The 17,093-nt window shown below is 38.5% G+C and carries 14 protein-coding genes; 13 read left to right on the forward strand and 1 reads right to left on the reverse strand.

Going from position 1 to position 17,093, the window contains the following annotated elements; all coding sequences use genetic code 11:
- Positions 1–57: 57 nt before the first annotated feature.
- The 9 genes from C9I86_RS16445 to tusE all read left to right on the forward strand — a co-directional run bounded on the left by C9I86_RS16445 (position 58) and on the right by tusE (position 9,747).
- Complete coding sequence (locus C9I86_RS16445; protein WP_080157700.1) at positions 58–399, forward strand: hypothetical protein; 342 nt, start codon at positions 58–60, stop codon at positions 397–399.
- 844 nt (positions 400–1,243) lie between these two features.
- Entirely contained in the window at positions 1,244–2,470 is a 1,227-nt protein-coding gene (gene gltS, locus C9I86_RS16450) for a sodium/glutamate symporter (RefSeq protein ID WP_080157701.1), read from the forward strand.
- Positions 2,471–2,745: 275 nt separating this feature from the next.
- On the forward strand, positions 2,746–3,969 hold the full coding sequence (locus tag C9I86_RS16455; RefSeq protein WP_107276954.1) for an OFA family MFS transporter: 1,224 nt from the start codon (positions 2,746–2,748) through the stop codon (positions 3,967–3,969).
- A gap of 203 nt (positions 3,970–4,172) precedes the next feature.
- Complete coding sequence (locus C9I86_RS16460) at positions 4,173–5,204, forward strand: amino acid ABC transporter substrate-binding protein (protein ID WP_080157703.1); 1,032 nt, start codon at positions 4,173–4,175, stop codon at positions 5,202–5,204.
- Positions 5,205–5,287: 83 nt separating this feature from the next.
- On the forward strand, positions 5,288–6,487 hold the full coding sequence (locus C9I86_RS16465) for an amino acid ABC transporter permease (RefSeq protein WP_080157704.1): 1,200 nt from the start codon (positions 5,288–5,290) through the stop codon (positions 6,485–6,487).
- 2 nt (positions 6,488–6,489) lie between these two features.
- A complete protein-coding gene (locus C9I86_RS16470) occupies positions 6,490–7,587 on the forward strand; it encodes an amino acid ABC transporter permease (RefSeq protein ID WP_107276955.1) in 1,098 nt (365 codons plus the stop codon).
- A gap of 13 nt (positions 7,588–7,600) precedes the next feature.
- Entirely contained in the window at positions 7,601–8,374 is a 774-nt protein-coding gene (locus tag C9I86_RS16475; protein WP_107276956.1) for an amino acid ABC transporter ATP-binding protein, read from the forward strand.
- A 227-nt stretch (positions 8,375–8,601) separates the two neighbouring features.
- Complete coding sequence (locus tag C9I86_RS16480; protein WP_080157707.1) at positions 8,602–9,270, forward strand: Bax inhibitor-1/YccA family protein; 669 nt, start codon at positions 8,602–8,604, stop codon at positions 9,268–9,270.
- Between the two features lie 147 nt (positions 9,271–9,417).
- Positions 9,418–9,747: a sulfurtransferase TusE gene (gene tusE, locus C9I86_RS16485; protein ID WP_080157708.1), complete on the forward strand. Its 330-nt coding sequence runs from the start codon at positions 9,418–9,420 to the stop codon at positions 9,745–9,747.
- Between the two features lie 85 nt (positions 9,748–9,832).
- Here tusE and yccX read toward each other — a convergent pair whose 3' ends face one another.
- Positions 9,833–10,105, reverse strand: a complete 273-nt coding sequence (gene yccX, locus C9I86_RS16490; protein ID WP_080157709.1) for an acylphosphatase — start codon at positions 10,103–10,105, stop codon at positions 9,833–9,835.
- A gap of 211 nt (positions 10,106–10,316) precedes the next feature.
- Between yccX and C9I86_RS16495 the strand changes: the two genes are divergently transcribed.
- From C9I86_RS16495 to C9I86_RS16510, 4 genes are all read left to right on the forward strand, one after another.
- Complete coding sequence (locus C9I86_RS16495) at positions 10,317–11,507, forward strand: class I SAM-dependent methyltransferase (protein WP_080157710.1); 1,191 nt, start codon at positions 10,317–10,319, stop codon at positions 11,505–11,507.
- Between the two features lie 179 nt (positions 11,508–11,686).
- Positions 11,687–12,316 carry a DUF2057 domain-containing protein gene (locus tag C9I86_RS16500; protein ID WP_080157711.1) on the forward strand — a complete coding sequence of 210 codons (630 nt, stop codon included), beginning with the start codon at positions 11,687–11,689 and terminating at the stop codon, positions 12,314–12,316.
- Between the two features lie 414 nt (positions 12,317–12,730).
- Positions 12,731–15,886 (forward strand): glycosyl hydrolase family 18 protein, encoded by a 3,156-nt coding sequence (locus C9I86_RS16505; RefSeq protein ID WP_107276957.1) that lies wholly within the window; start codon positions 12,731–12,733, stop codon positions 15,884–15,886.
- Between the two features lie 501 nt (positions 15,887–16,387).
- Positions 16,388–17,026 (forward strand): murein L,D-transpeptidase catalytic domain family protein, encoded by a 639-nt coding sequence (locus C9I86_RS16510; protein ID WP_080157713.1) that lies wholly within the window; start codon positions 16,388–16,390, stop codon positions 17,024–17,026.
- Positions 17,027–17,093: the final 67 nt, after the last annotated feature.

Consider the following 17,093-nt stretch of genomic DNA (forward strand, 5'->3'; position numbering starts at 1 on the left):
CCATTTTATTGTTAATCATAAGTGGATTCTTTTTTGATTACTTCGTAGGACGTCACAATGAGTTTTAGTGATCACTTAGATAACTTTATTAAGCAACGGGAACAATTTGGTCAGCAGCCAAATAGAATGCAAAAGCGCAATGCTTATATTGTGGTTGATGCTACCGATCAGAGTAAAGCACGTGAAGCGATGGCAAAAGAGCAAGAACAAGCCACATTACGTGCAGAACAAGAAACGAAACAATATCACCAACGTATTCGTGGACGTTGTGTGCTCCCAAGTGAAGCTCAAGCTCAACAAGAGCGTCAAAACGATGCTCGCCCAGCAGACCCTGATCGCATTGCGTACATTCAACAACTGAAAAAAGATCTAAAGTTAAAAAAATACAGCGCTGAGTAGCTTTTTGCTAGAAGCCAACCCAAATGTATATTTTTCATCTCTCATCATTGTAACTTAGTGGTAGCGATACATTCTCATCGTTACCATTAATACCCTATTTCCTTCATTATCATAAGCTGCTTTGTTTTTCTTCTTCCTGCCGCAAGATTACGCATAAAAATAAGGTATTAATATTATTCTCACACTATGAGATAAGACTTTATAAGCAATAGGTTAGCTAACGCATAATTTATTTCATTCGTTATCTATAAATAAGGGAAATAGTCATTAATAAAAATGTAATTAGTCGCATTTAATAGCCCATAAAGGCAAAAATAGCCTCTTTTTAGTATTTTGAACGATGTTTCATAAGTTTTTTTCTAGTTTTTATACTTTTTTTCAAAGACCAAATAATACTGTTTTAGCTAACTAGGTGTATTTCTCAGGTTATGAGAATTAACCCTTTTTTTTTAATCACATTACCAACAACTAAATTTTCAATTTAACCTTTGTATTACAGCCATTAAATAAAAAGAACGCTATACCCTATAGTTTAAAAGTCACCCCACTAAAATATAACGCGTTGATTCTGAAAAATTAACCATATTAATAAAGCAAAAAAACGCCGACTAAAGCGTATTTAAATAGACAATAAATAACAAAACACAATGCAAACTAACAATTAACAACAAAGTGCAAAATTTTAACAATAAACCATATAAAAAAACGACTACTCAATAATATATAAATACCCAAGCACTCAAAATAGGCACCATCTAGCATAGAGCAACAACAATAGCAATATGGTAAGAATGTCTTTTTGGAGTTAAAATTAGCATCAAAGAAGTAAAAAAGAAGATTTTAAATGACAACATCAATTCATGTTAATGAGCTCGAATCTTTGCTTATTGCAATAATCGTGCTTTTTCTTGGCTACTTTATCAATACGAAAGTCAAGATTTTAAGACAATATAATATTCCAGAGCCTATCGTCGGTGGACTTGTCATTGCCTTTATTATTACCTTTTTCCACTTTCAAGGTTATGACATTAGTTTCAAATTAAGTATGCAAGACACATTAATGCAAATGTTCTTTGCAACCGTAGGCCTTGCTGCTAGCTATAAACTGCTAATGAAGGGTGGCTCACGCGTATTCCTATTCTTAGGTATCGCAACAGTATTTATCATCATTCAAGATGCTGTTGGCGTAGGTATGAGTAAAGCTTTAGGTTTAGATCCATTACTTGGTCTTATCGTTGGTTCTATCACTCTTTCAGGTGGTCATGGTACTGGTGCTGCTTGGTCTCAGACTTTTGCAACTGATTATGGTTTAAACACGCTAGAATTATCGATGGCGGCAGCAACGTTTGGTTTGATCATGGGGGGTATTATTGGTGGTCCAATTGCGCAACGCTTGATCAATAAGCATAAGCTAAAATCCGATTTCGGTGAAAGTGGTAACCATCACATTGAACACCCAGATCTGATCACGTATAGCGATCGTGAAGAAGACCGTATTACCTCAAAAAATACCATTGAAGTGCTATTCATTTTATTGGTTTGTGTTGCTGGTGCTTCACACTTTAAAGATTTTGTAGATAGTTTCGGAATCAGCGCATTACGTATTCCTGAATTTGTTTATGCTCTATTTATTGGTGTTTTTATTACCAATATCTGTGAAGGGACTAAATGCTATAAAATCAATAAAGAAACAGTGGATGCTCTTGGTACCATATCATTGTCACTGTTCTTAGCAATGGCACTGATGAGCTTGCACTTGTGGGAGCTGATGGATCTGGCAATGCCAATGTTGATTATTCTGGCAGTCCAAACGGTAGTACTCGGCTTATTTACCTATTTTGTTACTTTCCGTGTAATGGGCAGTAACTATGATGCTGCGGTTATTGCAGGCGGTCACTGTGGCTTCGGTATGGGTGCAACCCCTACTGCTGTAATGAATATGGGTTCGTTAGTATCTCGTAATGGGCCATCGCCACAAGCCTTTATGGTTGTGCCGATTGTTGGTGCTTTCTTTATCGATATCACTAACCTTATTGTTCTTCAAGGTTACATCAGTTTCCTTGGCCACTAAATAGCATTACCCATTGTTAAAAAAAAGAGAAGATATAGCATATCTTCTCTTTTTTTGTTTTAAATCTACGTCCCTGCTTACCCCATCAATTTTGTCATGGTCACATTGCTGTTTTGTAACAAGGAATGTCTGAGCAATATCATATTTTCTTTATGTTGTTACACTCCGCACTCTTTCTAAAGTTTGACTTTAGTCACCATATTAAATCACCCGTTTATCATTGTGTATGATTCCGATTTAACACCAATGTTAAGCGTAAATTAATTGAGTTCTCTATGAAAAAATTTGATCGTGCTATACAAATCTTGGTAGCAGGTTTTTGTATCAACTTATGTATGGGTATCCTTTATGCTTGGAGTGTTTTTAAAAAAGCACTCGTAGTTAATTTAGGTTGGTCGAATGCAGATGCATCACTCCCTTACACCATTGCTATTATTACTTTTGCTTTATCGTTGTTAGTTGCTGGTATCCTTCAAGATCGCATGGGCCCTCGCCGAGTGTTGATTCTAGGTACAATAATGGTCGGCTTAGGCATGATCATCTCAAGTTTTGCAACGACCCCAATGATGCTAGTACTTACATTTGGTGTAATGACAGGTAGTGGTATCGGATTTGGTTATGCTTGCTTAAGCCCATCAGCAATGAAATGGTTCCATCCATCGAAAAAGGGCTTAGTTAATGGCCTTATTGCAGCAGGTTTTGGTCTGGCTGCAGTTTATCTAGCCCCACTAACATCTACACTTATTGCAAAGTATGGTATCAACACTAGCTTCCTTGTCTTAGGTATCGCGGTATTAGTTATCGCAGTACCACTCGCGTTTACCATCAATAATCCACCAGCCAATTATGTACCAGAAGTGCCTGCAGGTTATAAAGCGAAATCAGCGAAGCCTGTTGATATTAATTGGCGAGGCATGTTGAAAACACCACAATTTTACTCACTATGGGTAATGTATGCTTTTGCTTCTGCGGCGGGTTTAATGATTATTGGTAACATTACATCTATTGCAGCTACACAAGCAAACATCACGGATGCCGCTTACCTAGTTGTGATCCTTGCTATCTTTAACTCAGGCGGACGTGTTGTGGCAGGCATACTGTCAGACAAAATTGGTGGTGTAAAAACACTGATGATCGCTTTTGTTATGCAGGGTATCAATATGGTGATGTTCGCTACATTTAACTCTGAGTTTACACTGATCATTGGTGCAGCAATCGCTGGTGTTGGCTACGGCACATTACTGGCTGTATTCCCATCTATTATTGCTGATTTCTATGGCCTGAAAAACTACGGTGCTAACTATGGTGTACTTTACACTGCATGGGGTGTGAGTGGCTTTATCGGTCCTGTTGTTGCAGCATTTGCTGTCGATACCACAGGGACTTATACATTGGCTTACACTGTGTGTTCAGCCATGATTGCTGTCGCCATTGTATTGTCAGTTATTACTAAAAAAGTCGATGCCGAAGCGCTAGAGAAAAAACTGGCCTCTGCATAATCAACCACATGAATTAGCAATAAAGCCCAGCCTTATGCTGGGCTTTGTCGTTTTTATTTCCAACCAATTACCCGCAAAACTAGCCCTTTGTACATATTTTCCTATACTTGTAATTGTTAGTGTTTTGTTAATAACTTATCGATAATTAAGTTACTTACAACATGTTGCTTTAACTATTGATCAGACAAGGAAGGTACTTACTCATGGCTAATAAAATAACCGGCGTATTGGCGGCACTTGCTGCATCAGCTACGCTATTTACAATAAACGTCAATGCAGCTGACAACACACTCGATAAAGTAAAAAAACAAGGTTATGTCCAATGTGGTGTTAGTGCTGGCTTACCCGGATTTTCAAACCCAAATGCTAAAGGTCAATGGGAAGGTCTTGATGTTGAGTTCTGTCAAGCTGTTGCCGCAGCAACATTAGGCGATAAAACCAAAGTTAAATATATCCCTCTCACAGCAAAAGAACGCTTCACCGCCCTTCAATCTGGTGAAATTGATATTTTATCGCGTAATACAACCTGGACACTGCACCGTGATACCTCTCTTGGGCTTAACTTTACTGGCGTCAACTACTACGATGGCCAAGGTTTCATGGTCAAAAAAGACATGGGTATAAAAAGTGCAAAAGAGCTTGATGGTGCAGCTGTTTGTGTACAATCAGGCACGACAACCGAACTTAATTTAGCTGATTATTTTCGTGTTAATGGTATGAAATATAAACCCGTCGTCTTTGATACCGCCCCTCAAACATCAAAAGGTTTTGACTCTGGACGTTGTGATGTACTTACCACCGACCAATCTGGCTTATATGCCCTACGCTTAAACCTTAAAGATCCAACATCAGCCATCATTCTACCTGAAATAATTTCAAAAGAGCCCCTTGGCCCAGTTGTTCGTCAAGGTGATGACCAATGGTTCAATATTGTGCGTTGGACATTATTTACTATGATTAATGCTGAAGAATTTGATGTTACTTCTGCCAATGTTGACCAACTGAAAAAAGACTCAAAAGATCCGAACATTCGTCGTCTAATTGGTCTTGATGGCCCGAAAGGTAAAGGTTTGGGGTTAAATGATGATTGGGGTTTCCAAATCATTAAACAAGTAGGCAACTATGATGAAAGCTTCCAACGTACTGTCGGTTTAGGATCACCACTTAAAATTAAACGTGGATTAAATGCATTATGGAGCAATGGTGGTATCCAATATGCACCGCCTATCCGTTAATAACCGTCTCTTTTAAGTTCGTATATGAAAAAGGGAGTCGTTATGGCTCCCTCTGTCCATCTCAATGGATATGAGGATGTTGTATGGCATTTCTAACGCATACTAATAAGTCGCAAACGAAATCTCGCACTAAAAATTTAATTTATAACCCGACTTTTCGCGCCATTATCTTTCAAGTCATCGCTATCATTGCACTGATTTTTTTCTTTTATAGTGTCGTCAATAACGCCTTAACCAACCTTGAAACTCGAGGAATTGCCACTGGCTTTGATTTTCTTGATCAAGAAGCAGGATTTGGAATTGGGCTGACTCTTATCGATTATGATGAAACCTTCAGTTATGGTCGTACTTTTTTTGTCGGTCTACTCAACACCGCATTAATTGCGGTTCTCGGGATTATATTAGCCACGATATTAGGATTTATCATAGGCATCGCACGCTTATCACCTAATTGGTTAGTCAGTCATTTTGCAGCTTTTTATATCGAAATTTTTCGTAATATTCCATTATTACTACAAATCTTCTTTTGGTACTTTGCTGTTTTACAAGTACTGCCATCCCCAAGACAAAGTCTACAATTTGGCGAGAGTATTTTCCTTAATGTACGTGGGTTATCTGTCCCTAGCCCTATTTTCGAACAAGGCTCTGGTATTATTTTTATCGTTTTCTTTATTGCTCTACTCATCGCGATGAGTTATCACTATTACGCTAAGAAAAAACAACAAAATACAGGTAAACAATCCCCCGTACTTCTCGTTAATTTCACGGTTATTATTTTATTGCCATTATTAACGTTCTTTATAAGTGGTAAACCGATTAGTATCGATTATCCCGCTCTCAAAGGATTTAATTTCAGTGGCGGAATTACCGTGTTACCCGAACTTGCCGCACTTTTACTGGCACTGAGTATTTATACCGCTGCTTTCATTGCTGAAATTGTACGATCAGGGATTAATGCGGTTAACCATGGCCAAACAGAAGCTGCTGAGGCCTTAGGTTTAACCCGTAATAGAACCCTGCGTTTAATTGTGATTCCACAAGCGATGCGGATTATTATTCCGCCCCTTACTAGTCAATATTTAAATCTAACTAAAAACTCCTCGCTGGCGATGGCAATTGGTTATCCCGATCTGGTCTCGGTCTTTGCTGGTACCACCTTAAATCAAACAGGACAAGCGATTGAAATCATCGCAATGACAATGGCGGTTTATTTAAGCTTGAGTTTAATTACATCACTGCTAATGAATATCTATAACAAGAAAATGGCTTTGGTTGAGAGGTAAGTATGAATAAACATCAATTTCTACCCAATTTACCCCCACCAACAAATACAGTGGGTATTATTGGATGGTTACGGCAACATCTATTCTCTTCTGCCTTCAATACAATAATCACTTTACTTTTAGGCTATTTTGCCATTATTGGTTTATGGGGGATCATTGATTGGGCATTAATTAATGCCAATTGGCAAGGCGACTCACGTGATGCTTGTACCCTTACCGGCGCATGTTGGACTTTTATTAAAGTACGATTTGATCAATTCATGTTTGGTTTCTATCCCAGTACTGAATTATGGCGACCTAAATTATTTTATGTCACATTGGCTGTTTTCATTACCTTATTAGCCTATGAAAAGACCCCCTATCGCGGTTGGATTTGGCTTTTCTTCGTTAATATATATCCCTTTATTGTCGGTTTTCTTTTATATGGTGGAGTTGCGGGGCTACCCATCATTGAAACGCACTTATGGGGCGGATTACTCATTACCTTGATCATTGCCATTGTTGGCATTGTGGTATCGTTACCCATCGGCATTATATTAGCGCTCGGGCGACGCTCAGAAATGCCGATCATTCGTAGTATTTGTACTGTCTATATTGAGATTTGGCGAGGTGTGCCGTTAATTACCGTCTTATTTATGGCATCAGTAATGTTGCCGCTGTTTTTAAGTTCAGAATTAGAAACAAATAAATTAATCAGAGCCTTAATAGGTGTCGTCATGTTCAGTGCGGCTTATATGGCAGAAGTGATCCGTGGCGGTTTACAAGCAATACCCAAAGGCCAATATGAAGCCGCTGATGCTTTAGGGTTAAGTTACTGGCGTAAAACGTATCTTGTTGTGTTACCCCAAGCTTTAAAAATCACTATTCCATCAATTGTAAATACCTTTATTGGCTTATTTAAAGACACCAGTTTGGTACTTATTATTGGTATGTTTGATGTATTAGGGATAGGACAAGCCGCCACCAGCGATCCTGAATGGTTAGGTTTTGCTACTGAAAGCTACGTTTTTGTCGCTTTCGTCTTCTGGATTTTTTGTTTTAGTATGTCTAGATACAGTATCTATCTAGAAAATAAATTACATACTGGGCATCAACATTAGCAAGGATTGCATAATGACAAAGACCAATAACACTTCAATCACACCAGATAATACGCAGTGGGTTATCGAGCTTACGGATGTAAATAAATGGTATGGTCAATTTCATGTACTTAAAAACATTAATTTAAAAGTTCATAAAGGAGAAAAGATCGTTATTTGTGGCCCTTCAGGATCAGGGAAATCAACCATGATCCGATGCATTAATTATTTAGAAGAGCATCAGCAAGGTAAAATTTCTGTAGCAGGACAAGACATTACCGGCGATTTGAAAAACATTGAGCTTGTACGTAAAGAAGTCGGGATGTGTTTTCAGCATTTTAATCTTTTCCCTCATCTAACCGTACTAGAAAACTGCACCTTAGCCCCTATTTGGGTAAAAAAAATGCCAAAGAAAGAAGCTAATGCATTGGCTATGCAATATTTAGAGCGGGTTAAAATTCCAGATCAAGCCCATAAATATCCCGGTCAACTATCAGGAGGACAACAACAACGCGTAGCTATCGCCCGTTCATTATGTATGAATCCACAAGTCATGTTATTTGATGAACCAACGTCTGCACTTGATCCAGAAATGGTACGGGAAGTATTGGATGTTATGGTTGAACTGGCGAATGAAGGCATGACAATGTTATGCGTTACTCATGAAATGGGGTTTGCGCGCCAAGTCGCTGATCGGGTTATCTTTATGGATCAAGGTGAAATCATTGAAGAAAACAATCCTCATGACTTTTTTGATAATCCAAAATCCGATCGAACTCAACTTTTTTTGCAGCAAATATTGCACTAATGGCTGAAACTGCCACCATTAAAGTAAGCCTTATTGAGGTAACACTTAGTTACAACTTAACGATACATGAAAATTAATGAACAAAGTATTTTAATGTTCAATCACTTATAATATGCTTGATGGCAGACAAATCAATATAAAGCTTGAGTTTACGCTTGCAATTCGTATTGTTTAGCCTCATATATAGCTTTAATAGAATTAACATAACTACCCTAAGGGGAACACTTATGAACGAACGTATGGTCAATCGTGACAATGGTTACGAAGGCGTGCTGTCAACCAATAAGGTTTTACGTAACACTTATTTCTTACTATCGCTGACGTTATTGTTCTCTGCTGTTGTAGCTGGCATAGCAATGGTTATGAATGTTCCACCTGTACATTGGATCATTCTTCTTGTTGGTTTCTACGGCTTAATTTTCTTAACTGAACGTAACCGTGATAGCAGCCTTGGTCTAGTATTTGTATTCGCATTGACAGGTTTTATGGGCTATACCCTTGGCCCAATTTTAAATATGTATGTGGGTGCAGGCATGGGGCATGTTGTTATGACAGCGCTCGGTGGTACCGCACTGACATTCTTTGCTTGTTCAGCTTACGCATTAACAACGAAACGTGATTTATCATTCCTTAACGGTATGCTAATGGCGGGTTTCATTGCGATTATCGTTGCTGTTGTAGCAAACATCTTCTTAAAGATGCCAATGCTATCACTCGCAATTAGCGGTATGTTTGTATTGTTCTCATCAGCGGCAATTCTATTGACTACACAGTCAATCGTGCGTGGTGGCGAAACAAACTATATCTCAGCAACGGTTACATTATACGTTTCTATCTACAACCTATTCTTAAGCTTGCTTCAGATTCTAGGTGTAGTAAATAGCAGCGATAATTAATCACAGTGATGAACTTACGATAATGCACTTATCGTAACGAATAACGAACTAAAAAAAGCCTGCATTTAATGCGGGCTTTTTGTTTTTTACTTGCAGGCAGACAAGCGAATCACTATTCTTGCTGCGTTAGAAATAGAGAGGTCTACTATGCTTGAATTTAATGGTGTACAAATCGATACCGATGCCCAAGGTTATCTAAAAAATGTGGATGATTGGTCGGAAGATCTTGTCGCACAACTTGCCGCAGAAGAAGATATTGAATTATCAGAAGCCCATTGGGAAGTGATTCGCTTTGTTCGTGAGTTTTACCTTGAATTTAATACCTCACCCGCTGTTCGTATGCTGGTAAAAGCCATGTCTAAACAATATGGTGAAGAAAAGGGTAGCTCGCGTTACCTCTATCGCTTATTTCCTAAAGGACCAGCAAAGCAAGCAACAAAATTAGCAGGGTTACCTAAACCTGTTAAGTGTATCTAAATAACAATACAGCAAACCAAACATAACTGGCGATATTTTCCTATATGTTTGGTTTGGTTTGGTTTGGTTATTATAATAACCGTCTCTAATTCATCTTAAATCCATCTAAGTGCTGCCACACTAAAGTCTCTGTTGTAAGCCACTCAACCGTTGCTGTTTTAGGACCATGCTGTAGCCATTCAATAAGCTTATCAATATTCTCTTGTTCACCACAGGCAAAGACCTCAACACTGCCATCGGCTAAGTTCCTCGCATACCCAGTTAAATCAAGCATCAAACCTTGATGGGCGGTATGAAATCGAAAACCAACCCCTTGTACATGCCCTATTACCTGCGTTTTTATACAACATCGAGCCATAATATTTACTCTTCTTTTTATGCTGACCTTGGTTCTATTTTAGCGGCATTATTACAAGATTTTGATAGTTGCTAGGCAAAAAACAATGATGTTACAAGGTTTATTTAGTATGCAATCGCAGGTTTATATACCAACTTAGGCTTTTTCATTTGATTTTACTTAGCCAGCACAACATAATATGCCCCCACTCGAATTCCATACTGGGCATGTCATGACTGCTTCTATTTATTTGGTAAAAGGCCGTGAAAAATCACTACGCCGTCGCCACCCTTGGGTTTTTTCTCGCGGTATTGATCGCATTGAAGGAAAACCAGAATTAGGCGAAACCGTTGATGTTTACGATAATAAAGGCGAATGGCTAGCACGTGGTGCGTATTCTCCGCAGTCACAAATTCGCGTTCGCGTATGGACATTCAACAAAAATGAAGCCATTGACGTTAACTTCTTTGTTAACCGCCTAAATGCAGCACAAAGTCTACGTGATGTCTTAGCCGCTCGCGATGGCCTTACAGGCTACCGTTTAATTGCCGCTGAATCTGATGGCCTTCCTGGTATCACTATCGACCGCTACCAAGATTACTTAGTGTGCCAACTATTGAGTGCAGGTGCAGAAGCACAACGTGAAGTACTTCTTGAAGCATTAAAACAATGTTACCCAAGTTGTAATATTTACGAACGTTCAGATGTTTCTGTTCGTAAAAAAGAAGGCTTAAAGCAACGCACTGGCGTTCTGCATGGTGAAGAGCCACCTAAATTTGTCACTATCGAAGAAAATGGCGTTAAAATTAACGTTGATATCGTTGGTGGCCACAAAACAGGCTTCTACCTTGATCAACGTGATAGTCGCGAAGCATCTGTTAAATACGTTAACGGTAAGCGCGTATTAAACTGTTTCTGCTATACTGGCGGTTTTGGCTTGTACGCACTAAAAGGCGGCGCAAGTGAAGTAGTTAACGTTGATGTTTCTCAACCAGCACTTGATACTGCGCTACTTAATGCAGAAGTTAACGGTTACCCCGTTGAAAATGCACAGTTTGTAAATGCTGATGTATTTAAATTACTACGTGAGTACCGTGAACGTGGCGAGCTGTTTGATGTTGTTATTATGGACCCACCTAAATTTGCCGAGTCTAAATCTCAGCTAGTTGGTGCTTGCCGTGGTTACAAAGACATCAATATGCTAGCAATGCAAATCCTAAAACCTGGCGGTATGCTATTAACTTACTCTTGCTCTGGTTTAATGGATAATGGTTTATTCCAAAAAATCATTGCAGATGCAGCACTTGATGCGCATCGTGACGTACAGTTTATTGAACGTTTCAGCCAAGCGGCCGATCATCCTCTAGACAGTGCCTACCCTGAAGGTTTCTACCTTAAAGGTTTTGCGTGTTACGTGAAATAATGCACAATTTAGCATAGAGATACCATAAACCCAGTCGACACTGGGTTTTTTTATACCAACAAAATCATTATTAAATATTTATTTCGGCAGTTATTTGTCAACATCGTAAAGATCAGAATACAATAACCGCACTTTACCTAATTCATATTATTCATTATTCGTACTCAAAAGGAATCGACATGAAACTGCGTACAGCCCTCCTCTCTTTAGCTGCGTGTAGCATCAGCTTTTCATCATTTGCAGATGTTACACTTAACCTACCTCAATCGGCTCAGCTGGTTCTCGTTAATGGTGTTAATGCGGAAGGTAATGCACCTCAAACATTAAATAATGGTAGTAATCAAATCGCTTTTCGCTATGATAAAAATTACCGTGAAAACGGCGATACCCACTTATTTCGTTCAGAAGTCGTGGTAATGACATTCTCTGGTAATGACGCAACATATACATTGCAACTACCCAATATTTCAAGTGCTTACCAAGCACAGAAATTCAATAATCAACCAACAATGTCTTTGCTTTCTGCTGATGGAAGCGACATTCCATTTAAACACGATGTGTTAATTAAAAATGGCTTTCAAATTAGCCGCGACTTCCCACAAGAAATTGCAAAATATAATTTAAGTAAAGGTCCGGCAGCATTAGCATCGGTTGTTACCGCAACTGAAATACAGCGTATGCAACCTGTCGCCCCAGCAACAAAAGACGCTAAGATCGATCAAGAATATGTCACTAAGATGTTGAATTACTGGTATAATAAAGCAGACACCACAACTAAACAAAGTTTCAAAACAAGCATTAATAAGTAATATTTTGCTACTTAATAATTAATCTTTTCTTACTCAGTAAAGATTAATTATTTATCTTTTCCTTCCCTTCTTTTTCATCTCTATGGTCAAAAATAAGGGAAGTGAATATAAAGGTTTCTTATTAAGATACATCCCTCATTTTATTTTCCACCTCTACTCCCTTTCATTTAATGCTCAGTACATCAACATAGCCTTATTAGCATTAATGTACTGCTCAATAAAGTGCGCTTAATTCAACAAATAAATAAACTTTTACATAGTGATAACATTTTTTCGCGACTTCGTATGAAGATACCGACATTTATTGATGCAAATAACCAGACTGCACTTATAGTTTTTTTATGACACGTAAAAAGTAAATAAACACAGATTTATTACTGGTGTTATTTCAATAATTAAACAAAAGGATTACATATGAACCGTGGGAAACATGGAATAGCAAGAAAAGGACTTTTTACACTAAGTACCCTTAGCTTGTCCTGCTTATTCGCATTTAATGCCCAAGCAGCCATTGATTGTACGAATATAGCGGAATGGGAAAGCAGTAAAGTTTATAACGGAGGGGATAAAGTACAGCAAAATAAAACCGCTTATAAGGCTAATTATTGGACACAAAATAACAGCCCTGCAACTCACAGCGGCCAATACAGTAATTGGTTAACGCTTGATACCTGCCTTGGTACTCCACCTCCAATCGATAATATTGCCCCAACCGCTGACATTACCTCACCAACTGCAGCCACAGAAATTACAACAGGTGATGAGATTACTATCAGTGTTAATGCCGATGATAATGACGGCACAATAACCAAAGTTGAATTCAGTGTTGATGGTAAAATCATTGGTACTGACACCCAAGCGCCTTATAGTTTAACTTGGCCAGCTACCGCAGGCGAGCATGTATTAACCGCCATTGCTTATGATAATGACGATGCTATTAGTAATAAGGCTATGGTTATTATCACCGTTAACGATAGTGCTCCTGAAAACCAAGCTCCGACAATCAGTATCACAACATCAGCCACCATCGTTGAGCTTGGTGATGTTATTACAATCACTGCCGATGCCATGGACAGCGATGGTCAAGTTGATAAAGTAGATTTCTTTGCTAATGGTACATTAGTTGGCACCACAGCTACCGCCCCTTACAGTTTGGTATATACCACAACCCAAACTGGTACCACTCACCTTTATGCTCGTGCAACTGATGATTTAGGTAAAACAACAGATTCTACTGCCACAGCTATTACGGTTAACGGTGATGATACGGCGAAAAACTGTCGTCCTGACGGGCTCTACCAAACTGAAGGCATTACTGTCCCGTACTGCACAATTTATGATCAAGATGGCCGTGAAAAAATGGGCATCGATCACCCACGTCGTGTTATTGGCTACTTTACAAGTTGGCGTGCAGGTGATGATCCGCAAAGTAGCTATCTCGTCAATGATATTCCATGGGAACAATTAACGCATATTAACTACGCTTTTGTCAGTATTGGTGCTGATGGAAAAGTCAATATTGGTGATGTTAACGACCCAAATAACCCAGCAGTAGGTCAGCAATGGCCAGATGTAGAGGTTGATCCAGCCTTAGGTTTCAAAGGCCATTTTGGTGCACTTGCAACAGCTAAAGAAAAATATGATGTTAAAACATTAATTTCCATTGGTGGTTGGGCTGAAACGGGTGGTCACTTCGATACTGAAGGTAATCGTGTCGCTGATGGTGGTTTCTATACTATGACCACCAATGCAGATGGCAGTATCAATCATTCAGCAATTGAAAAATTTGCAAATTCAGCTGTCGAAATGATGAAGAAATACAAGTTTGATGGACTTGATATTGACTATGAATACCCAACCTCAATGGCCGGTGCCGGTAATCCAGACGATAAAGTCTTTTCTGAATCACGTCGCCCATACCTCATGCGTTCTTATCATGAATTGATGCGTGTATTGCGCGCTAAAGTCGATGCGGCAAGTGCTGCTGATGGCGTGCATTATATGTTAACCATCGCAGCACCATCATCTGCATATCTATTACGTGGTATGGAAACGATGGCAATTACTCAATACCTCGATTATGTCAATATAATGTCTTATGACCTACATGGTGCATGGAATGATCATGTTGGGCATAACGCAGCACTGTATGACACAGGTAAAGATTCAGAACTTGCAGCATGGAATGTATATGGTACAGAAGCCTATGGCGGCATAGGGTATCTTAACACCGATTGGGCTTACCATTACTTCCGTGGTTCAATGCCAGCAGGACGTATTAATATTGGTGTGCCTTATTATACGCGTGGTTGGCAAGGGGTAACCGGAGGTGAAAATGGTTTATGGGGTAAAGCGGCCCTGCCTAACCAATCTGAATGTGCTGCGGGTACTGGCGAAGGAGAGAAAAACAACTGTGGTAACGGTGCTGTCGGTATCGATAACATGTGGCATGATAAAAACGCATTAGGTCAAGAGATGGGCGCGGGCTCAAACCCAATGTGGCATGCGATGAACTTAGCCAATGGTATCTATGGCTCATATACTGCGGCATATGGTCTTGATCCGATTAATGACCCACAAGATAAATTTGTGGGAAGCTATCAGCGTCACTTTGATGACATTGCAGTTTCACCTTGGTTATGGAATGCGGATAAAAAAGTCTTCTTATCTACTGAAGATAAAGAATCTATCAATATTAAAGCCGATTACATTATAGATAAAGAAATTGGCGGCATCATGTTCTGGGAATTAGCAGGAGATTACAACTGCTATCAATTTGATGCTAATGGTAATCGCGCCGGTATCGATGTATCAGAACAGTCCTGTCAAACAGGTAACGGTGAATACCACATGGGTAACACCATGACCAAAGCCATTTATGATAAATTTAAATCAGCAACACCTTACGGTAATACTATTGCTGTCGCGGCAATTCCAACAGAAGCCGTTGATATCAGCGTAGCAATTTCTGGTTTTAAGGTTGGTGATCAAAATTACCCCATTAATCCGAAAATCACATTCACTAACAATACTGGCATTGATATTCCCGGAGGCACTGAATTCCAGTTTGATATACCAGTATCTGCACCTGACAATGCAAAAGATCAATCCGGTGGCGGCTTAAAAGTCATTTCATCAGGCCATAGCCGTAGTGATAATATCGGTGGTTTAGATGGTGTTATGCACCGCGTCGCCTTCTCACTACCTGCATGGAAAGCACTTCCTACTGGTGGTGAGTATGAACTAGACATGGTGTACTATCTACCAATTACAGGTCCAGCTAACTATGCTGTCATTATTAATAGCAAAGAATATGCCTTTAAATTTGAGCAACCTAACCTACCTCTTGGTGATTTAAATACGGGTGGTGGCGGTGGAGAAGGTGGTGATTGTTCGACTAATGGTATCAATACCTACCCTAATTGGCCGCAAACTGACTGGCAAGGCAATCCTAGCCACGCAGGTTCAGGCGATCAAATCATTTACAACAACGTGATCTATAAAGCGAACTGGTATACCTCATCAATACCTGGAAGTGATGGTAGTTGGAGTAAAGTTTGTAATATTTAATCTATAAAACAGCACCGATGTTATTAATAATATCGGTGCTGTTCTTTATATTTGGCAATATGAATAGCCATTATTTATTTTTCTTCATCTTATGTTCATGTTTATTTGTTTCTATTTTATTTATTTACCAAACAATGTTGATTAATACGTCGCTAACATTATTATTTACAATATATTTTAAATATTTATACTTAAAAAAACAAAACAAAAATAATCAATAAAATCAATTATTTAAAAAAACACCATTTCCTATAGACAAGCTTTTTTTAGCTTTAGATTAATCTAACTTCCTTTACTTAATTAAATGATGTTCATATTAATAAGCTATTGTTATCCATAATTAAATTAATCCTTCATTTAGCAACTATCATATTTTAAAACGCTAAAATTCCCATTACGACTCCATTTAAATCTTCTTTTTTAATTCTTATTTATGATAAAGTACACCCTCGCTTAATTGCTAACCAACTTTGCAACTTGTTTAAGAATAGAACGTATTAAATGAAAAAATTTATTTACCTATTTCTATTAATGGTATGTCTTTTACCATTAAATGCGTCTGCGCATGTTCGTCATACTGAACGTAAGAATGCAGATATTGTCGCTGATTATGTCTACCAAAAAGCTGATTTAAAAGGCAAGATTGATTACAGCGTGTTCAAAAAAGCGTTTATTGCTTACAATAAAACCCGTGGAAAAAAGAAATCTCTATTAACCATTATTGATTACAGCATGCCTTCTACAGAAAAAAGGTTTTATGTGATTGATTTAAAATCGAATAAATTGCTTTACCGTACTTATGTATCACATGGTGAAAACAGTGGTCGCTTAATAGCTGATGATTTCTCTAACCGTGTTAATTCACATAAAACATCGCTAGGAACCTTTCTAACAGAAGGTACCTACCATGGCGGAAATGGCTACTCCTTAAAACTGAATGGCTTAACCCGTGGTGAAAATGATAACGCATTAAAACGCTTTATTGTTATTCACGGTGCTAAGTATGTGTCTGAGTCATTCATAAAACGTAATGGTTATCTTGGTCGTAGTTGGGGCTGCCCTGCTATACCAACATATTTAACCAAGAAAATTATTGATACCATTAAAGGTGGTAGTGTAATTTTTGCATACGCGAAATAATTTAATGCCTCTATTTAAATAAAAAGCTTTTAGTTGCAAGACTAAAAGCTTTTTTTATATCTAAGAT

The organism is Photobacterium sp. NCIMB 13483 (assembly GCF_003025475.1).
Classification (GTDB): Bacteria; Pseudomonadota; Gammaproteobacteria; order Enterobacterales; family Vibrionaceae; genus Photobacterium; species Photobacterium piscicola.